Annotated in this window: 21 protein-coding genes; 17 read left to right on the top strand and 4 right to left on the bottom strand. The window is 29.8% G+C overall.

Going from position 1 to position 19,613, the window contains the following annotated elements:
• Window positions 1-3: 3 nt before the first annotated feature.
• Window positions 4-1,197 carry a methionine adenosyltransferase gene (gene metK, locus L8U98_RS02030; RefSeq protein WP_039628549.1) on the bottom strand — a complete coding sequence of 398 codons (1,194 nt, stop codon included), beginning with the start codon at window positions 1,195-1,197 and terminating at the stop codon, window positions 4-6.
• A 129-nt stretch (window positions 1,198-1,326) separates the two neighbouring features.
• On the opposite strand from metK, the gene sstT reads away from it, so the two are divergent.
• The 17 genes from sstT (at window position 1,327) to L8U98_RS01945 (ending at window position 16,699) form a co-directional block, all read left to right on the top strand.
• On the top strand, window positions 1,327-2,553 hold the full coding sequence (gene sstT, locus L8U98_RS02025; RefSeq protein ID WP_263724780.1) for a serine/threonine transporter SstT: 1,227 nt from the start codon (window positions 1,327-1,329) through the stop codon (window positions 2,551-2,553).
• A gap of 9 nt (window positions 2,554-2,562) precedes the next feature.
• Window positions 2,563-3,441, top strand: a complete 879-nt coding sequence (locus L8U98_RS02020; RefSeq protein WP_263724779.1) for an aspartate carbamoyltransferase catalytic subunit — start codon at window positions 2,563-2,565, stop codon at window positions 3,439-3,441.
• A 4-nt stretch (window positions 3,442-3,445) separates the two neighbouring features.
• Window positions 3,446-5,167, top strand: coding sequence for a M3 family oligoendopeptidase (locus L8U98_RS02015; RefSeq protein ID WP_263724778.1), 1,722 nt, complete (start codon window positions 3,446-3,448; stop codon window positions 5,165-5,167).
• Window positions 5,160-5,606 carry a hypothetical protein gene (locus L8U98_RS02010; protein WP_263724777.1) on the top strand — a complete coding sequence of 149 codons (447 nt, stop codon included), beginning with the start codon at window positions 5,160-5,162 and terminating at the stop codon, window positions 5,604-5,606. Before L8U98_RS02015 ends, L8U98_RS02010 begins: the two co-directional genes overlap by 8 nt.
• Window positions 5,603-7,666 carry an ATP-dependent helicase gene (locus tag L8U98_RS02005; protein ID WP_263724776.1) on the top strand — a complete coding sequence of 688 codons (2,064 nt, stop codon included), beginning with the start codon at window positions 5,603-5,605 and terminating at the stop codon, window positions 7,664-7,666. The genes L8U98_RS02010 and L8U98_RS02005 overlap by 4 nt, the downstream gene beginning before the upstream one ends.
• Window positions 7,663-8,481, top strand: a complete 819-nt coding sequence (truB, locus tag L8U98_RS02000; RefSeq protein ID WP_087684982.1) for a tRNA pseudouridine(55) synthase TruB — start codon at window positions 7,663-7,665, stop codon at window positions 8,479-8,481. Before L8U98_RS02005 ends, truB begins: the two co-directional genes overlap by 4 nt.
• The gene (gene csrA / locus L8U98_RS01995; RefSeq protein ID WP_012661763.1) at window positions 8,475-8,702 is read left to right on the top strand and encodes a carbon storage regulator CsrA; all 228 of its coding nucleotides are present in this window, start codon (window positions 8,475-8,477) and stop codon (window positions 8,700-8,702) included. The genes truB and csrA overlap by 7 nt, the downstream gene beginning before the upstream one ends.
• On the top strand, window positions 8,699-9,454 hold the full coding sequence (locus L8U98_RS01990; protein ID WP_263724775.1) for a 4-(cytidine 5'-diphospho)-2-C-methyl-D-erythritol kinase: 756 nt from the start codon (window positions 8,699-8,701) through the stop codon (window positions 9,452-9,454). Before csrA ends, L8U98_RS01990 begins: the two co-directional genes overlap by 4 nt.
• Complete coding sequence (smpB, locus tag L8U98_RS01985) at window positions 9,454-9,909, top strand: SsrA-binding protein SmpB (protein WP_257395547.1); 456 nt, start codon at window positions 9,454-9,456, stop codon at window positions 9,907-9,909. Before L8U98_RS01990 ends, smpB begins: the two co-directional genes overlap by 1 nt.
• A gap of 12 nt (window positions 9,910-9,921) precedes the next feature.
• The gene (locus tag L8U98_RS01980) at window positions 9,922-10,539 is read left to right on the top strand and encodes a thioredoxin domain-containing protein (protein ID WP_263724774.1); all 618 of its coding nucleotides are present in this window, start codon (window positions 9,922-9,924) and stop codon (window positions 10,537-10,539) included.
• Window positions 10,523-10,816, top strand: a complete 294-nt coding sequence (locus L8U98_RS01975) for an ATP-dependent Clp protease adaptor ClpS (RefSeq protein ID WP_263663090.1) — start codon at window positions 10,523-10,525, stop codon at window positions 10,814-10,816. Before L8U98_RS01980 ends, L8U98_RS01975 begins: the two co-directional genes overlap by 17 nt.
• Window positions 10,813-12,942 (top strand): AAA family ATPase, encoded by a 2,130-nt coding sequence (locus L8U98_RS01970; RefSeq protein WP_263724773.1) that lies wholly within the window; start codon window positions 10,813-10,815, stop codon window positions 12,940-12,942. The genes L8U98_RS01975 and L8U98_RS01970 overlap by 4 nt, the downstream gene beginning before the upstream one ends.
• A complete protein-coding gene (gene aat, locus L8U98_RS01965) occupies window positions 12,917-13,558 on the top strand; it encodes a leucyl/phenylalanyl-tRNA--protein transferase (RefSeq protein ID WP_263724772.1) in 642 nt (213 codons plus the stop codon). Before L8U98_RS01970 ends, aat begins: the two co-directional genes overlap by 26 nt.
• Before the next feature lie 92 nt (window positions 13,559-13,650).
• Window positions 13,651-14,082, top strand: a complete 432-nt coding sequence (flgB, locus tag L8U98_RS01960) for a flagellar basal body rod protein FlgB (RefSeq protein WP_039628571.1) — start codon at window positions 13,651-13,653, stop codon at window positions 14,080-14,082.
• A 10-nt stretch (window positions 14,083-14,092) separates the two neighbouring features.
• Window positions 14,093-14,587 (top strand): flagellar basal body rod protein FlgC, encoded by a 495-nt coding sequence (gene flgC, locus L8U98_RS01955; protein WP_039618718.1) that lies wholly within the window; start codon window positions 14,093-14,095, stop codon window positions 14,585-14,587.
• Between the two features lie 3 nt (window positions 14,588-14,590).
• A complete protein-coding gene (fliE, locus tag L8U98_RS01950) occupies window positions 14,591-14,884 on the top strand; it encodes a flagellar hook-basal body complex protein FliE (RefSeq protein WP_012661772.1) in 294 nt (97 codons plus the stop codon).
• A gap of 3 nt (window positions 14,885-14,887) precedes the next feature.
• Window positions 14,888-16,699 carry a peptidoglycan D,D-transpeptidase FtsI family protein gene (locus L8U98_RS01945; RefSeq protein WP_263724771.1) on the top strand — a complete coding sequence of 604 codons (1,812 nt, stop codon included), beginning with the start codon at window positions 14,888-14,890 and terminating at the stop codon, window positions 16,697-16,699.
• A 27-nt stretch (window positions 16,700-16,726) separates the two neighbouring features.
• Here L8U98_RS01945 and hemH read toward each other — a convergent pair whose 3' ends face one another.
• Genes hemH through L8U98_RS01930 form a run of 3 tightly spaced genes read right to left on the bottom strand, consistent with a single transcriptional unit; the run spans window position 16,727 to window position 19,562 of the window.
• Window positions 16,727-17,629, bottom strand: a complete 903-nt coding sequence (gene hemH / locus L8U98_RS01940) for a ferrochelatase (protein ID WP_263724770.1) — start codon at window positions 17,627-17,629, stop codon at window positions 16,727-16,729.
• Window positions 17,630-17,631: 2 nt separating this feature from the next.
• Complete coding sequence (locus tag L8U98_RS01935; RefSeq protein ID WP_263724769.1) at window positions 17,632-18,489, bottom strand: Gfo/Idh/MocA family protein; 858 nt, start codon at window positions 18,487-18,489, stop codon at window positions 17,632-17,634.
• Complete coding sequence (locus L8U98_RS01930) at window positions 18,486-19,562, bottom strand: DegT/DnrJ/EryC1/StrS family aminotransferase (protein WP_263724877.1); 1,077 nt, start codon at window positions 19,560-19,562, stop codon at window positions 18,486-18,488. Before L8U98_RS01930 ends, L8U98_RS01935 begins: the two co-directional genes overlap by 4 nt.
• Between the last annotated feature and the right edge of the window lie 51 nt (window positions 19,563-19,613).

The following is a 19,613-nucleotide window of genomic DNA, read 5'->3' as shown; positions in this document are numbered from 1 at the left end:
ATTTTATAATGCTTTAAATTCATCAAGAGCGTCTAATTTTTCCCAAGGATAATCAGCCTGACCTACTTGACCACGAGCAGCTACATCAGCATACATGAAAGTATCTTTGCTTGGTTTATCAAGATTGAATTTATTTTTAATCCAATTTGGAGTTAATGGGAAAGTTTTCATCACAAAATCACTTAAAATATCATCATTTAATCTTGTGTTTGTTCCCATGCAATCCACACTTACAGAAGTTGGTTTAGCTACGCCTATAGCATAAGAAAGCTGCACTATGCATTTTTTAGCAAGACCTGCGGCTACGATATTTTTAGCAAGCCATCTTGCTGCATAAAGCCCACTTCTATCAACCTTAGTATAATCTTTAGAAGATTGCGCTCCTCCGCCTATTGGAGCATAACCACCAAAGCTATCTACTATAAGTTTTCTTCCTGTTAAACCACTATCATGCAACGAGCTGTGATTTACATATTTTCCCGTTGGATTGATTAAAATTCTTGTTTTTTCTGGACAAAAAAGTTCTTTTGGTAAATTTGAATCTAAAATCAAATCCATCACCAAAGCTCTTAGATCTTCTATTTTCATACTTTCAACACAAGGAGCTGAAACTACAATAGTATGGATGCTTTGAGGTTTACAATTTTCAAAATTTTCTTTATTTACATAATCAATTGTCACTTGAGTTTTAATATCCACTCCAAGTTTATCGGGATTGTTTTTTGCAAACTCATATACTTTATCACAAAGCATTCTAGCATAAGAAATAGCTGCTGGCATATATTCTTTTGCTTCATTACTTGCAAAACCAAACATTATCCCTTGATCACCCGCTCCAATCTCTCCATCTTCTTGATCAACACCTTGATTGATATCAGGGCTTTGCTCATTTAAAAATACCATTACATCTAAATCATCAGGATGTAAACATTGTTTTTTGCTAAAATGTGGATGCCCATCATAGCCAATATCTGCTAGAGCTTTTTTTACAATATTTTCATAATCTTGTTTTTCTAGTTTATGTTTTGATTTAATTTCACCACCAATTACTACTTTATTTCCTGCTACAAAAACCTCACTAGCAACCCTTGAATCTTTATCATGAGTTAAAAAAGCATCCACTATAGAATCAGCTATAATATCAGCACATTTATCAGGATGTCCTGCACTAACAACTTCAGAAGTAAATAAATACATATTTTATATTCCTTATCATAAAATTTCTAGTTTTATTCTAGCACAAGCTAGCTTAAAAATCAAAAAGCTTATTTAAGCTTTACTTTGTTAGAATAAATTAAAAATTTATCACTACAAAAAAGGTAAAAAATGAGTTTATTCTCTTGTGCAATCAAACGTTATAAAGATGGAAATCTTATTTTACAAATTTGCATAGGTATTGTTTTAGGAATTTTAGTAGGTGTTTTTTCTAAAGATTTAGCTATTTTTGCAAATATTTTTGGTGCTTTATTTACAGGAGCTTTAAAAGCTATAGCGCCAATTTTGGTTTTTATCTTAATCTTAACAACTATTTGCACAAAAGAATTTAATCATGGAAGTGAGAAAATAAAACATATTATTTTCTTATATATATTTGGAACTTTTTTAGCTTCTTTAAGCGCGGTTAGTATAAGCTTTGTCTTTCCCGTAGAATTAGTATTAACCGATATTGAAAAAGCTTCCACCACAAGTCCTGCACATATAGGCGAAGTATTTAAAACCTTACTTTTTCAAATCGTAGATAATCCTATCCACGCTTTATCTTCAGGAAATTATTTAAGTATATTAGCTTGGGCTATAGGTGGGGGTTTTGCTCTAAGACATTGTTCAAATGATGCAAAGCAACTTTTTACTGATATCAACGAAGGCGTGTTAAAAATCGTTAAATTTATAGTCAAGCTTGCTCCTTTTGGAATTTTTGGACTTGTAGCAAATTCAGTTGCTCAAACAGGAGCAGCAGGACTTTTAAGTTATGTTAAATTATTAATAATTTTAGTTTTAACCATGTTTTTTGTAGCCTTTGTGATTAATGCTTTAATTGTCTTTGCTTATACGAAGAAAAATCCTTATCCTTTGATTTTTATTTGCTTAAAACATAGCGCTGTTTTTGCATTTTTTACAAGAAGTTCTGCGGCAAACATCCCTGTAAATATGGCACTTTGCTCTAAATTAAATATCAATAATAATTTATATAGCATTTCTATTCCACTAGGCGCTACGATTAATATGGCAGGAGCAGCTGTAACCATAGCTATATTAAGTCTTGCAGCAGCTCACACAGTAGGCATTGAAATAAATTTTTTACAAGCTATGCTTTTGAGTGTTTTAGCTGCATTTGCAGCTTGTGGAGCTAGCGGGGTTGCCGGAGGCTCGCTTTTACTTATACCGCTTGCTTGCTCTTTATTTAATATTGATTATGACATAGCTATGCAAGTAGTTGCGGTTGGATTTATCATAGGGGTTATTCAAGATAGCGTTGAAACAGCTTTAAATAGTTCAACAGATGTTTTATTTAGTGCTATTTGTTCAGATAATGAGCTTAATTTACAAATTTAAGGAGGGCTTATGAGGCATTTAATCACTACAAAAGATTTTAACAATGATGAAATCTTGGCTTTATTTAAAGCAGCAAAAGAATTTTTAGATGAAAAACCGCGTACATTTTTAGAAGGAAAAAGTGTCACAACAATTTTCTTTGAAAATTCAACACGCACTCAATCAAGCTTTGAAACAGCTGCAAGAAGACTGGGTGCTAAAGTTTTAAAATTAGATGTTTCAAGAAGTAGCTCAAGTAAAGGTGAAACACTTTTTGATACTGCTGCGAATTTAGATGCAATGGCACCAAGTGCTATTGTAGTTAGACACAAAAACTCAGGTGTGCCTCATACTTTAGCAAATTATACTCATTGTCCTATAGTTAATGGGGGTGATGGCAAGCATGCTCATCCTACCCAAGCTTTACTTGATCTTTTTACTATAATGGAGCATTTTGATTATAATGTCAAAGGTAAAAAAATAGCAATAGTAGGAGATATTAAAAACTCGCGCGTTGCTGCTTCAAATTTAGAATTATTGCCTCGTTTTGGTATTGATATCACCCTAGTAGCCCCGCCTCATTTTATGCCAAATTATCCTATTAAAAAAACAAATAAATTAAAAGAAGTTATTGATGATATTGATATTATCATGAGTCTTAGAACACAAACTGAAAGACACAATATTCCAACCTATACATCGCTTAAAGATTATGCAAATGATTTTTGCATTAGCAAAGACTTAATAAAAGATAAAAATCTCATTATCTTGCACCCAGGTCCTGTGCATAGAAACATTGATATTAGCGATGAAGTAATGGCTGATAAAAGATGTAAGGTTTTAACTCAAGTTAAAAATGGTGTTGCCATTAGAATGGCTGTATTAAAAAAACTCATTTTAGAAAGCTAAAATCATGCAAAATTGGAGCTTAAGTACGTTATTTAAAGATGAGCAAGAATTAAATCTTTTTTTACAAAAAACCCAAGAAGAAGCTTGTGAATTTAAAAAACAATATGAAAATAATCTTCATAGTTTAGACAATGAGCAATTCTTACAGGCTTTAAAAAATTATGAAGAATTAATCTTAAAACTTTCTCACATACTAACCTATGTATATTTAAATTTTGCTCAAGATACCACCAAAGGTGCTTTTTATGCAAAATATGAAAATTTAAGTAAAAAAATAGAAGAAAATCTTTTATTTTTTGACCTTGAATTTTGCGAATTAAAAGAAGAAAAAAGCAAAACTTTCATCACATTTTGCAAAGATTATGAGTTTTATTTAAACAATCTTATCAAACACAAAAAACACAATCTTTCTAAAAAAGAAGAAAGAGTCATCTTAGCTCTATCAAGTACGGGTTCAAATGCATTTGCAAGATTATTTGATGAAACCTTTAGTGCTTTAAAATTTAATTTTGAAGGGCAAAAATTAAGCGAGGAAGAAATTCTAAGCAAGCTTTATGATAAAGATAGAAGCATTAGAAAAAAAGCTTCAAAATGCTTTAGTAAAACCTTAAAAAAGCAAAACAAACTTTTAGTATATATTTTTAATATGATTAAAAGCGAACTTGCTAGTATTTGCGAGTTAAGATCTTATGAAAGTCCAGAAACTCCAAGGCACATAAGAAATCAAATTTCTAAAAAAAGTGTTGATGCGCTTATTAGTGCTAGTGAAAATAGCTTTGATATTGTTTCTAAATTTTATAATGCAAAGAAAAAAATTCTAGGATATAAAAAGCTAAAAGATTATGATCGTTATGCACCTATTGGAAAGGAAATGCAAGTTGATTTTGACCAGGGAAAGGATATAGTTTTAAAAGCCTTTGAAAAATTTTCTAAAGATTTTTATATGATAGCAAAAGAAGCTTTTGAAAATAACTGGATCGATGTTTACCCTAAAGAATTTAAACAAAGCGGTGCTTTTTCTCACTCAAGCACGCCACTAAGCCATCCTTTCATACTTTTAAACTATACCAACCAAAGACGCGATCTTTTTACCCTAGCTCATGAGCTAGGCCACACTATACATCAAAAACTTTCTTATAAAGTAAGTTTTTTAAATCAAGATACACCTCTAACTACAGCAGAAACTGCTTCAGTGTTTGCAGAAATGTTGATTTTTGATTACATTAAAGAAAATTTAGACAAAGAAGAGCTTTTGTCCTTATATGCGGCAAAGATTGAAGATATTTTTGCTACTCTTTATAGACAGATTAATTTTACTACTTTTGAACGCAGATTTCATGCTAAAAAAGAAGAGCTAAGCGCTCAAGAACTAAGTGAAATTTGGCTTGAAGAATCAAGAAAAATGTTTCAAGATAGCGTAGTTTTAACCAAAAATTATGGCCTTTGGTATTCTTATATACCACATTTTATACACTCTCCATTTTACTGTTATGCTTATGCTTATGCACAACTTTTAGTTTTAGCGCTTTATGGTCTATACAAAAGTGGTAAATGTCCTGATTTTACTTCAATTTATATTGAGTTTTTAAGTAGCGGTGGAAGCAAAAGCCCAAAAGAACTTGTAGCTATGTTTGGCTTTGATATAGAAAGTGATGAGTTTTGGAATATAGGCTTAGAGCAAGTTAGAATACTAGTAGATGAATTTTTAAGGCTAAGCAATGATTGATAAAATTTTAAATAATAAAAATTTTATAAGTTTAATGCAAAAAAGCATTTATGAATGTTTGCAAATTTTAACTCAAGAGAATATTGAGTTTAATATCATTGTAAATACTAAATTTGTTACACTCGAACCTCCTTTGCCACCAGAATTAGATGTAGTGAGTAAAAATCCTTATTGTCTTTTTGCTCTTGGTGGCTATACTTTTAAATCCATAGTTTTAACAAATGAACATATAGAATTTCATGCAGGTTTTGGCCCTGATGATTTTGCAACCTTTGTGAAAGTGGATTTAGGGGCAATTACTCAAATTCAAGTTGAAGATAATATCATTTTTGTTAATTTTTCAAACTATTTCAAAAAGCAAAATGATCAAAAATTAAAAGAAAAATCCATGAATGCTTTTTTAAATAATCCCAACAATAAAGATTTATTTAAAAAATGAGTTTTTTTGAAGGTTTAAATGATAGCCAAAAAGAAGCTATCATGCATATTGATGGAGCTATGCTGATACTAGCAGGTGCAGGTAGCGGAAAGACTAAAACCATTACCACTAGACTTGCTTATTTAATCGATCATGTAGGCATTCCTGCGCAAAATACCCTCACACTAACCTTTACAAATAAAGCTGCTAATGTAATGAAAACAAGAGCCTTAGCACTTTTACAAGATCAAAATTTACACAATCCCCTTTTATGTACTTTTCATAAATTTGGCTTGTTATTTTTAAGACTTTATAGCGAAAGAATTAATAGAGCAAATAATTTTGTCATTATTGATACAGATGATAAAAAGAAAATACTAAAAGATTTAGCTAGCGAAAATTTGCAAAGCTCTTTAGCAAGCATAGGTGCTTATATTTCAAATTTTAAAAATCAAAGCAAAAGTGCTCAAGAAATACGTAAAGAATTAGAATTTTTAAAAGATGAAAAAAACAAAAATTACGAAGAAATCATTCATTTATATGAGCAATATGAACATTTTTTAATCCAAAATAATTTTATGGATTTTGATGATTTACTCATGCTAACTAATAAAATTTTAGAAGATGAACAATTTGCAAAAGAGCAAAGTCAAAAATATACTTATATAACAGTAGATGAGTATCAAGATACTAATGCCTTACAATATCAAATTCTAAAAAAACTTTGCACGTCTCATGAAAATATTTGCGTGGTGGGTGATGATGATCAAAGTATTTATGGTTGGCGTGGGGCTAAAATAGAAAATATCTTAAATTTCAAAGAGCAATTTAATAATGTAAAATTAGTCAAACTAGAGCAAAATTATCGCTCAACTAGCGCTATTTTGCAAGCTGCAAATGAGCTTATAGAGCATAATAGAAAAAGACTAGGAAAAACTTTGATTTGCACCAAAGATAAGGGCGAAGAAATCACAATTTTACAAAATGATGATGAGAAAATTGAAAGCTTTAAGGTTGCAAGAGAAGTTTCAAAACTTTTAAATTCAGGGATTAATCCTAGTGAAATAGCCATACTTTATAGAGTAAATGCCCTATCTCGTGCTCTTGAAGAAGCTTTTAGCAAAGAAAAAATTCCTTTTAAATTGCTAAGTGGAATTCGTTTTTATGAAAGAGCTGAAATTAAAGATATTATTTCTTATTTAAGATTGCTTTCAAATTTAAATGATGATTATTCTTTTAAACGCATTATCAACCGTCCTAAAAGAAATTTTGGTAATGCAAGTTTAGAAAAGCTAGAAAATTATGCTAAAGAAAATCATTTGTCTTTATTTGAAAGCCTATGTGCTTTGCAAGGAAGTGGATTTTTTAGCAAAAAAACAGACAAAGAATTAGAAAAATTCATACTAAGCATACACAAAATCAAAGAAAAAGATGATTTGCTTGCAATGATTTTAGCCTTAGAAGAAGAATTTAAAATCAAAGAATTTTATAAAGATAATCCAGAGGGTGAAGATAAACTTTTAAACATAGATGAACTTTATGCTAACTTAAAAGATAAAATCACTCATGGAAATTATAATGGCTTAGATGATATTTTAAATGAAATTTCTTTACTTAATGAGCAAGATGGACTTGATAAAGAAAGTATTTGTATTATGAGTATTCATGCAAGTAAAGGACTTGAGTTTGATTATGTTTTTATTATAGGCTTAGAAGAAGGATTTTTCCCACTCACTAGCGAATCAAGCAATATAGAAGAAGAAAGAAGACTTGCTTATGTAGCAATCACTAGAGCCAAGAAAAAACTTTATTTAAGCTATGCTAATTCTAGATTTTATAAAGGAAGTCGCACAAGATTAGAAAAAAGTAGATTTTTTGGCGAGAGTAATGTAATCAAAAAAGAATTAACACTAGATCATCAAAAAAATTGCTATAAAAAAGGCGATTTAATCAAACATAAAATTTTTGGCATAGGCAGAGTCACTGGGGTAAGTAAAATAGGTGCTGAAGAAAAACTCACGATTAATTTTGGAGGCATAGAAAGAATGATAATGTCAAGTTTTGTGGAAAAAGTGATATGAATAAACTTTTTGTAGCCTACAAACCAAGTGGAATGAGTTCTAATGCTTTTTTAGGCAAACTCAAAAAAAAATATAAAAACAAAAAAGCAGGTTTTTCAGGAACACTTGATCCTTTTGCAAAAGGTGTTTTGCTCATAGCCTTTGATCAATATACAAAACTTTTTCGTTTTTTTGATAAAAATCCAAAGGTTTATAAAGCAACGCTTTGGCTAGGCGTGCATTCACTAAGCCTTGATAATCAAAATATCAAAGAGATCAATCTTATAAATGCTTTTGATGAGCAAATTTTAGAACAAATTAAAAATGAACTTTTAGGTAAAATCACCTACACCCCACCTGCATTTTGTGCAAAAAAAATAGATGGAGTACGCTCTTATGAGCTTGCAAAAAGAGGTTTTGAAGTCAATTTAAAACCTTGTGTTATGGAAATTTTTTATACTAAAATTTTACACTATAACCACCCCTTTTTAACCATAGAAATAGCAGTTAGTGAGGGTTCTTATATACGCTCTTATTGTGAATTATTTGCTAGAAAACTTGGTATTAAAGCCACGCTAAGCTCATTAGAGCGTTTAAGTGAAGGAAGGTTTTTTTATGAAAATGAAAAAGAGTTAAATCCTTTAGCTTATTTAAATCTTAGAAAAAATACGATAAAATACCCCCAAAAATTACACAATGGACAAAAAATATTTTTGGACGATTTGGAAATTCAAGAAGAAGGTAGCTATATTTTAGAAGAAAAAGATTTTTTTTCTATCATTTCTATCCAAGATAATCAAGTGCAATATTATTTAAATAAGGTATTAAAATGTTAATTTTATCAAGAAAAGAAAATGAAAGTATAAAAATCGGAGATGATATAGAAATCAAAGTAGTTCAAACAGGCAAAGGCTATGCTAAAATAGGCATCGAAGCTCCAAAGTCTTTAATGATACTACGCAAAGAGCTTATCGAGCAAGTAAAAAGTGAAAATTTACATGCAATTAGTGATGAAACGATAAAACTTGATGATCTGAGTAAAAAGCTTAAAAAATGAAAGCTTACGCAAAAGCTAATATTTTTTTAAAAATCATAGGAATTGACTCAAGATCTTATCATTTATTACAATCACGCTTTGTTTTATTAAGAGATATTTTTGATGAGTTAAGCTTTAGTGATGAAAAAACCAAAGAAGGGTTTGAAATCACTGGAAATTTTACTCAAGATACCATCATACATAAAGCTTATAAAGAATTAGAAAATTTAGGATTTTCTAATGAATTAAATGATTTTTTTAAAGACAAAAGTTTAAAACTTATCAAAAACATTCCCATAGGCGGAGGCCTTGGTGGAAGTAGCACCGATGCAGTGACATTTTTGCTTATGATCAACGAAGCTTTAAATTTAAAACTTAACCAACAACAACTTGAACAAATCTGCCAAAAACTCGGTTCTGATTTAATCTTTTTTTTAAGTGGATATGATAGTGCAAATGTTAGCAGGTGTGGCGAGATTGTAGAATATTTTGAAGATGATTTTACTCAACTTGATTTTACTTTTCCTACTATTGAATGCTCAAGTGCAAAAGTATATAAAGCATTTGATGAAAGCTCATATGATTTAACAGCAAATTTAAATTTGTCCAAAACACTTAAAACACTCAAAACAAGCGAAATTTTAGAGTATAAAAATACTGATTTAAATGACTTATTTGCTCCTTGTGTAAAAATTTATCCTAAAATGCAAACTTTTCTTAATGAGGCTTATTTTTTAAGTGGAAGTGGAAGTGGAGTTTTTAAGGCTAAATAATGAAAAAAACTATAGTAAAAAACAAAAAAGCTTTTTTTGATTATGAAATTTTGGAAAAATTTGAAGCAGGTATTGTTTTAAAAGGTTCTGAAGTGGTAGCATTAAGAGCTAGTAGAGCAAATTTAAAAGATTCTTTTGTGCGTATTATCAAAGGTGAAATTTTCTTACTTAATGCTCATATTTCTCATCTTAGCACTACACATTCTTTTTATAAGCATGATGAAAAAGGTGTGCGAAAACTTTTAATGCATAAAAAGCAAATCGATAGGCTTTTTGGTAAAATTAGCACTCAAGGCTTTACTATAGTGCCATTAGAACTTTATTTTAATGAAAAAAATAAAGCAAAAGTCTTAATAGCCTTAGCCAAAGGAAAAAACTTACACGATAAAAGAGAAAGTTTAAAGAAAAAACAAGCAGATCTTGAGGCAAGAGCTGCTATGAAAAATCATTATTAAAAAAGGATTTTGATGAAAAAAGTTGCTTATTTATTTTTTACATTTGCTTTTGCATTTTTAATAAATGCTTGCTCAAGTGAAGAAAAAATCGAAAATGAATTTGCATTTGCTGAGTATAAAATGGGCGATGAAATTCTTTTAAAAAGTGTCAATGGCGGCGAAAAAACATTAGTAAGGACACAAAATGGTTTTGTGGTAAAGGGCGAAGAGAATAAAATTTTAATGTTTGATTTTTTTGGAACCTTTTGCACACCTTGCCAAGAAGAAGCTACCCATCTAACAAGCTTGTGGCAAAAAAATACAGATAATTTTATCATCATGGGGCTTAGTCATTTTGAAAATGTAAGCGATCAAACTGTAAAAGATTTTGCTATTAAATATGGGGCGTATTATTTTTTAAGCAATTCTAAAGAAAATGATAGAATTGTCGCACAAGCTTTAAAAGATATCAACTATCAAAGTATGGAACAACTTCCTTTTAAAGTGGTTTTAAAAGATGGTATTTATCAAGATTTAACAGACTTTTGGAATAAAGACTCAAAAAATTATGTGAAATATTATCTTGGGAAAGTTTCTACTGAGATTATGCAAGAAGATATTAATAGGATATTAAATGGGTCTAAAAAGTGAAATTTTAGAGCAACAAAAACTAGCAGAACCTAAAATGTTTAAGGTTTTGCTTTTAAACGATGATGTTACCACTATGGATTTTGTAATTGAAATTTTAATGAATATTTTTCATCATGATTTTGAAAAGGCAAGTGCAATTATGCTTGAAATTCATCATCAAGGAAGTGGAGTTTGTGGTATATACACAGAAGAAATTGCACTTAGCAAAAAACAGCAAGTTGACATGGCAGCAAAAAACAATGATTTTCCACTCCAAACAAGGATAGAAGAACAATGAAATATAAAGAATTAATTGACTCATTTATACCAAATGCAAGACATTTAAGCTTTATCAATCATCATGAATTTATCACTTGCGAGCATTTGCTTTTTGCTTTAGTTAAACTTAGTAATGACTTTAAAAATCTACTTGAAGAAATCGGAGATGGTGATTTACAAGGCTTTGAAAATGAGTTAAAAAACTACTTAGCTAAAAATAACGAAATTTTAAAAAAAGAAATAGAACCTATTTTTTCTGTAATCTTGGAAAATATATTACACAAGCTAAATGCAAAAAATCAAACAAGTGTGATTGATTTTATCATTGCACTTTGCAAAGAAGAAAAAGCTTATTCTTATAATATCTTAAAAAAACACCTAATAGAAGAAGAAAAAATAAAAGAATTGTTACAAAATGCTGAATTTGAAAATTTAAAAACCCATACCATAGAGCTAGTTGAGCTTGCAAAAAAAGGCAAAATAGATCCTGTTATAGGTAGGAAATTTGAACTTGAAAGAATGATGCAAATTCTAAGCCGTCGCAAAAAAAATAATCCTATTTTAGTTGGTGAGCCAGGTGTTGGTAAAAGTGCCATTATAGATGGACTAGCGTTAGCTATAGCTGAAGAAAAAGTACCAAAACATTTAAAAAACTCAAAAATTTATAGTCTTGATATGGCAAGCTTGCTTTCAGGGACAAAATACAGGGGTGATTTTGAAAAAAGATTAAAAGATATCATAAAAGAATTAGAAAATATCCCTAATGCTATTTTATTTATAGATGAAATTCACACCATAGTAGGAACTGGCGCAAGTAATGAAAGTCATGCAGATATGTCAAATTTATTAAAACCTGCACTAAGTAATGGCAACATCAAATGCATAGGAGCAACTACTTTTATAGAATATAAAAACACCTTTGATAAAAACAAAGCCCTAAGTAGAAGATTTGCAAAAATTGATATAGATGAGCCAAGCGAAGAAGAATGTTTTTTAATCTTACAAGGCTTAAAAAGCAAATATGAAAATTTTCACAAAATCAAAATCAGCGATGAAATTTTGCAAACAAGTATAAAATTAGCAAAACAATTTTTACATGATAAATTTTTACCCGATAGTGCGATTGATTTAATCGATGAGCTTGGTGCAAGCTTTGCTTTAGAAGATAAAAAAAGTAAAAAAATAGTAAAAATAAAAGACTTAGAAAATACTTTAGCAAGAATGACGCATTCTCATAAAATTTATGAAAGCGATCAAGGTAAAATTCTTAAGAACTTAGAGCATGATTTAAAACAAAACATTTTTGGACAAGATGAAGCTATTAAAGCTTTATGTTCTATTTTAAAACAAAGCTATGCAGGATTAAAAGGTAAAAACACCCCAAAAGGCGTGTTTTTATTTACCGGTTCAAGCGGGGTTGGTAAAACCGAACTTGCGAAAAATTTAGCACAAATTTTAAACCTTAACCTTGAAAGATTTGACATGAGTGAATACTCACAAAAACATGATGTGAGCAAACTCATAGGAACTTCAGCAGGTTATGTGGGCTATGAAGATGGTGGCTTGCTTAGTAATAGTATTAGAAAAAATCCTTTTAGCGTAGTTTTGTTTGATGAGATAGAAAAGGCTCATCCTGATTTAACTAATACTTTTTTACAAATTTTTGATAATGCAAGCTTGACGGATAATAGTGGATTAAAAGCTGATTTTAAAAATACTATTATCATTATGACCTCCAATTTAGGCTTAAAAGAAAGTAATGAGCTTGGTTTTTTAAGCAGTGATAAAGAAAAAAGCAATAAAGCCATAAAAGATTTTTTTGCGCCTGAATTTATCAACCGTATAGATAAAATCATTCATTTTAATGACTTAAGTCAAGAAATTTTAGAACAAATCGTCCAAAAAGAACTAGATTTAATGGCAAAAAATTTAAATAACGTCACCATAGAAGCTGATAAAAAAGTAAAAGAATTTCTTACTAAAAAAACCAATAACAAAGAATTTGGAGTAAGATTATTAAAACGCATTATTGCTGAAGAATTAGGAGAGAGATTAAGCGATGAGATTTTGTTTGGAAAATTAAAAAATGGTGGTAAATTAAAACTCAAACTTTCCAAAAATGAAAAAATCGAATTTGTATTCTAAACTTTTAAAAAGCCCTGATGATGCGCCTGTTTTTATTAGCGAAAAGCTAGAAGTAGATTTTATACCTCATGCTTATCGTCTAGGGCTTTTTCCATGGACTAGTAATCCTGTTACTTGGTGGTGCCCTTCTCCTAGAATGGTGCTTTTACCTAATGAAGTGCGTATACAAAAAAGCATAAAAAAAGCTTTAAAAACTTATGAAATAAGACTTGATTTTGATTTTAACTTGCTTATAAGTCATTGTGCAAAAAGAAAAAAAACTTGGATAAGTCAAGAGTTTATACAAGTTTATACAAAGCTTTTTGAGCAAAATTTAGCTCATAGTGTTGAAGTTTATGAAAATGATGTTTTAATCGGTGGTTTATATGGACTTATCATAGGCAAAATATTTTTTGGCGAAAGCATGATAAGCCTTAAAAAAGATGCTTCAAAAGTAGCCCTAATAAGACTTTGTGAGCTTTTAAAACCATATGATTTTTTAATAGATTGTCAAGTGCCTAATGAGCATTTAAAATTTATGGGCGCTAAAGAAATGACAAAAAAAGATTTTTTAAAAACACTAGAAAAAAAAGTTTCGCTTGAAAGTGGCTTTAAAAATTTCAAAAATTTACTATAAAAAGATATACTTATAGATAAACAAAATTGCATAAATATTTTGGAATGATTTTTGCTTTTAGTCTATAAAAGCTTTATTTTAAAGGAAAAATTATGATAAGCCCTTTTAAATCAAAAGAACTTATTGTTGATGCTTTAGCAGGAAGAAATCTAAGAAGTCAAATGATTAATTCCAACCTTGCAAATGTTGATACTCCTTTTTATAAAGCAAGAGATATAGAATTTGAAACTGCTTTAGTTAATAGAGCAAATGAAATTTTTAAAAAGAAAGATACCAAAGAGCTTGAATTAGCAAGTACAGATGCAAATCATCAAAAACCTTGGAAATTTCCAGATCCTAATAAATCAACCATTTATTTAAGAGATGGACATTTGGCAAGAAATGACGCAAATACAGTAGATCTTGATGTAGAAACTACTGAAATGAGTAAAAATACTATGATGATTACTGCTTTAGATGGTGTTTTAAGAAGACAAAGTAATATTTTTTCAACCATCATAGACACAAGCTCTAAATTAGGCTAGGAGAAAAATAATGGCTTATTTAAGTGATTTTGATATTAGTGGATACGGACTTAGCGCTCAACGCTTTAGAATGAATGTAATTAGCTCAAATATAGCTAATGCAAACACTACTAGAACAGCAGAAGGTGGTCCGTATAGAAGAAGAGAAGTGATTTTTAAAGCGACTGATTTTAATGAATTACTAAATAAACAAATCGCTAAAGATAATAATTTTTTAGAATATGAAAATCCTTTAAATGATCCTGCTTCGCAAAAAGATGCAAAACCTGCTATAATGAGCGTAGTAGTTGATAAGGTTGTAAGAGATGATAAAGATTTTCGTATGAAATTTGATCCATCTCATCCAGATGCGAATGAACAAGGTTATGTTGCTTTTCCAAATATAAACCCTGTTATTGAAATGGCCGATTTAATAGAAGCAACAAGAGCTTACCAAGCAAATGTAAGCGCTTTTACAAGCACTAAAACTATAGCACAAAGTGCGATAGATTTACTAAGAGGTTAATAAATGAACACTATTAATGGTATAAATCAATTTAACAATGTTAACAATAAAAATAATAACAACACAAATAACATAGGTGATGAATTTTCAAGCTTATTAAAAAATTCTATAAACAACCTTAATAAAACTCAAGAAACAGCTGAAGCTGCTATGGTAGATATCGCAACAGGTGAAGTAAAAGACTTACACCAAGCAGCAATTGCGATTAGCAAAGCTGAATCAAGTATGAAATTTATGCTTGAAGTTAGAAATAAGGCTATAAACGCATATAAAGAAATTTCAAGAACTCAAATTTAATATATGCTTTCAAACACCATTAGAAATAGAGTTTCAAAGGTAGCTTTTGCTTTTTGTATGGCTCTGTTTTTTATGGCCTTGTTTTTACTTTCTACTTTTTTTCTAACCTCAAAACGCCATATACCAAATACCCAAAAAGAACAATATTTTTCCGCTCTTAGAGGTAATATCATCACAAGCGATAATTTTACAGTAACTTCTAGTAGGCAAATTTATAGAGCAGAGATTGATCTAAGAAGTTTAAATCCTGATAAAAAAGAATTATTTTTAACACTTTTTCAAATTTATAGTGGCGCAAGCGATGAGCAAATGCAAGATATCAAAAAAAGAATGCTTGCAAAAAAAAGAAGAAGTTATAATTTTATTTTACTCCAAGATATTAATTCAAAAGATGCAAGTTATTTAAAAGAATTAGCTAAAAAGCTTTATACTCAAGGCTTTTTTAAGTCTTTTACAAATAACAATGGCAGAGTTGAAACAAGAGGACTTGATATCATAGAACACAAAGAAGATCGCGTGTATATGCCAAAAGACTCACTTACTCCTATCATAGGCTACACAAGAACTTATATGGATGAAAAAAGTGAAATTTTCAAAAATGTCGGCATAAAAGGCTTAGAAAAATATTACAATGAATGTTTAAATCCTTTGCAAAATGCAAAAATCCAAGGTTTAAGAGATATAGGTGGCAATATTATCTTAAATTTACACTCTTATGAAAAGCGTAAAATAGATGGTTGCAATTTATACTTAAATATTTCACTAAAACTTCAAAAAGGCTTAGAAAAGGCTATTGATAAAAGAAATGAAGATCTAAAAGCTAATGAAATTATAGTTGCAATTATGGAAAGTAAAAGTGGGAAAATTTTAGCCCTTGCTAGCTCAAGAAGATACGATCCGCAAAATCGTGGAAAAGATCTATCTGTGCTTAATGCAAGTGCAATAGAATATGGCTATGAAGCAGGTTCTGTTATAAAGCCTTTTATATTTACCACTGCATTAATGCTTGATAAAATCAAAGTCAATGAAATCATCAATACCCAAGGCGGACAATACAAACTTGGTCGTTTTACCATACGCGATGATCATAGAAAAGATAAAATGAGCATGGAAGAAGTTATTACCTACTCTTCAAATGTCGGTATGATTAAAATCGCCCAAAGATTAAGCAATCTTGAAATCATCTCAGGGCTTAGAATTTTTCGTTTTGGAGAAAGAAGTGGTATTGACCTTCCTTATGAACAAAAAGGAGAAATACCAAATCCAAAAAGATTAAGAGAAGTAGAAAAATCTGTATTAAGTTATGGTTATGGCTTAAAAACAACTTTTATGCAACTTCTAGCTGCTTATAATGTATTTAACAATGATGGAATTTATATCACACCACAAATTGCAAATAAAATTTATCAAGATGGGCGTTTAATAAAACTTGATGATGAAGTTAAAAAAGAAAAAATTCTCTCAAGTAAAGCTGCCAAAGAAATGCAACAAATTTTAATCAATGTTATAGAAAAAGGAACGGGTAAAAAAGCACAAACTCAAGGCATTATCATAGGCGGCAAAACAGGTACAGCTAGGATTGCTGAAAGAAAAGGCTATACTTCAAATCGCTACAATGCTTCATTTTTTGGCTTTGCAAATGATGAGAAAAACAATTACACCATAGGGGTTTTGGTGAGAAATCCTACCAAGGCTTATAGTTATTATGCTGCACAAAGTGCTTTACCTATGTTTAAAGATACAGTAAATCTTATGATAAAAGAAAGTTATTTAAAGCCTATAGAGAACAAAACGATAAAAACTAATCCAAACTAACTTTAAAATTTAGAGTTTTATTTGACTCTAAACTAAACAATTTAAAATAAACTCTATAAACTCATCACTATTATTAGGGCAAGCAATAAGCTCATAATCACTTTTTGCTAAGTGTCTATACTCAACTCCAAGTTCAAAAATCGTTTCAGAACAATCTATACAAAAAGATATAGGATAAATCAAAGCTTTTTGATCTAAATTTGCTAAAATATCACTTGTATTAGGTTCAAGCCATTTCACTGGACCTAGTTTTGATTGATACGATAAAATGATATGATCAAATTCATTTTTAAGTTTTTCTTTTAAGATACCCACATGCTCTTGCACATGTTTTTCATACAAATCGCCTTTTTTAATCACTGAAAGCGGTAAAGAATGCGCAGAAAAAATCAAAGTTTTATAATCACATTCTTTCTTTTTTTCTAAAATATGCTTTATAATCATTTCATTATAAAGTTCATCTTTATAAAAAACATCAATGATTTTTACATTAGCTTGATTTTGGATATTTCTTAGCTCATTTTGCACCACTTCTAAAGAACTAGTTACAGTGGTTTTAGAATGATGAGGATATAAAGGAAATAAAATGATTTCATCATTTTTTTGAAAATCATATTTTGAAAAAACCTCATTTGCAAAGGGTGGCACATAAAGACTAATAAAATCAAAGCTATATTCTCTAGTTTTGGAATTTAATCTATCACATAAACTTTGTGTGATTTGGGTAAGCGGGGACTTCCCGCCCATTTTTTCATAGTTTTGCTTCATAGCTTTTAGTCTTGACTTTCTTATCATAAAGGCTACAAATTTTCTTAAAAAAACATTTTTTATCCCTAAAATATAAGGATCATTAAACATATTTTTTAAAAAAACTTCACATTCATCAAGTTTATTAACCCCGCCCATATTTAAAAAAAATACATATTTCACTATCAAACACCTTCTAAAATTTCTTGCACTCTTAAAGCATCTTCAATGCTAGCTAAATTTTTACAAACCCCATTTTGCAAAAGCTCAAAAAAGGCTTCATGCTCAGCATATAAAGGAGAATTTTCATATAAATTTGGAATTTTTTGCATATTGATAAAAAGTTCAAAATTTTTAAGATCAAGTTCATAAGTATGTTTTTTACCTAAAAGTGTGATTTTTCTTATAATGCATTGTCCATTCCAGCTATCATGAATACTTGCTAAGATATTTTCTAATTTTAAGCTTATCATTACCTCATCTTCAAATTTATCATGATGAAAGCTTTTATAAATATTTGCTTTTAAAATTTGCTCTTGACTTAAAAATCTAACCAAGTCAATATCATGCACACTAAGATCACTTAAAACACCCACATCGTTTATTCTTTGTGGATAAGGAGAAATTCTTTGTATATTAATACTTATAATCTCATCTTCTAAAAGTTTTTCTTTTAAAGTTAAAATAGCAGGATTAAATCTCTCGCAAAAGCCCACCCCTACCCTGACTTTATTTTCTCTAGCTTTTTGTTCTAAGATTAAAATTTCATCAACATTTAATGCCAAAGGCTTTTCTATCAAAACATTTTTTATTTTAGGAAAAACCTTTAAAGCTATATCTAAATGCGTATGGGTAGGCGTAGCAATGATAACACCATCAAGATTTTGTGCTAAAAAATCATCAAAATTTTTATGAAAAAAGTGTTTAAATTCATCTTTGCAAAAAGGATCATAAAGATGAATTTCTTTTACTTTTAAATTACGCTCAAGTTCTCTTAAATGGTTTTTACCCATTTTACCAAGACCTATAAGCCCTATTTTCATTTAAAAGCCTCTATCACTCTAGCTTGGTGTTCTTCTTTTAAAAATGCACTCATAGGTAAAGATAAAATTTCATCACTCAAAAGCTCTGTATTTGGCAAATCACCCTTTTTATAAGCAAGATAATCAAAAGCTTCTTGTAAATGAAGCCCCAAAGGATAATGCACCGCAGTAGGTATGCCTTGCTCTTGTAATTTTTGCATGAAATTTTCCCTATTCTTTACACGCACGCTATATTGAGCCCAGGCACTCATAAAACCATCTTTCCTTGGCGGTAAAATACAATTTTTCAAATTTTCATCATAAATTTTTGCTATTGCTTCTCTTTTTTTAATCTCTTCATCTAAGTATTTTAATTTCACATTTAAAATAGCTGCTTGGATGGTATCAAGCCTTCCATTAATACCGATGTATTTATGCTTATATCTTTGCACTTGTCCATGATTTAAATAAATTTTTATTTTTTGCGCTAATTCATCATCTTGGGTAAAAATCGCCCCGCCATCTCCATAAGCACCTAAAGGCTTAGACGGGAAAAAGCTTGTGCAAGATATATCAGCTATAGCACATGATTTTATGCCCTTTTGACTAGCTCCAAAACTTTGCGCGCTATCTTCTATCAAAGCAATATTTTGACTTTTACAAAGCTCTTTTAGAGCAAACATATCAGGCATAAGCCCAAAAATACTCACAGCAATTACAGCTTTAGTTTTAGGCGTGATAGCACTTTGAACTTTTTCTAAACTAAGATTATAATCTTTAAAATCAATATCTACAAAAACAGGTTTAGCGCCGATTAGAGCAACCATTTCAGCTGTAGCTATAAAGGTAAAACTTGGCACTATTACCTCATCATCTCTACCCACACCCAAAGCCATCAAGGCTAAAAATAACGCACTTGTGCCACTTGAACAACCTATTGCGTGTTTAATACCTACATATTTAGCTAAATTGTTTTCAAATTCTTCTAATTTTGCACCACCTATAAAAGAAGTGCTTTGTAAAACTTCACTAATAGCCTCATCGATTTCATTTTTATAAGCATTATATTGAGTATTTAAGTCTATAAAAGGAATTTTCATTGTATTACCTTAGTAAATTTAAAATCGTGATTATAAGATAGTTTT

The organism is Campylobacter sp. RKI_CA19_01128 (genome assembly GCF_025771175.1).
Classification (GTDB): domain Bacteria; phylum Campylobacterota; class Campylobacteria; order Campylobacterales; family Campylobacteraceae; genus Campylobacter_D.
Note: the sequence above shows the minus strand (reverse complement) of the source record. Positions and strands in the feature narration are given on the sequence as shown.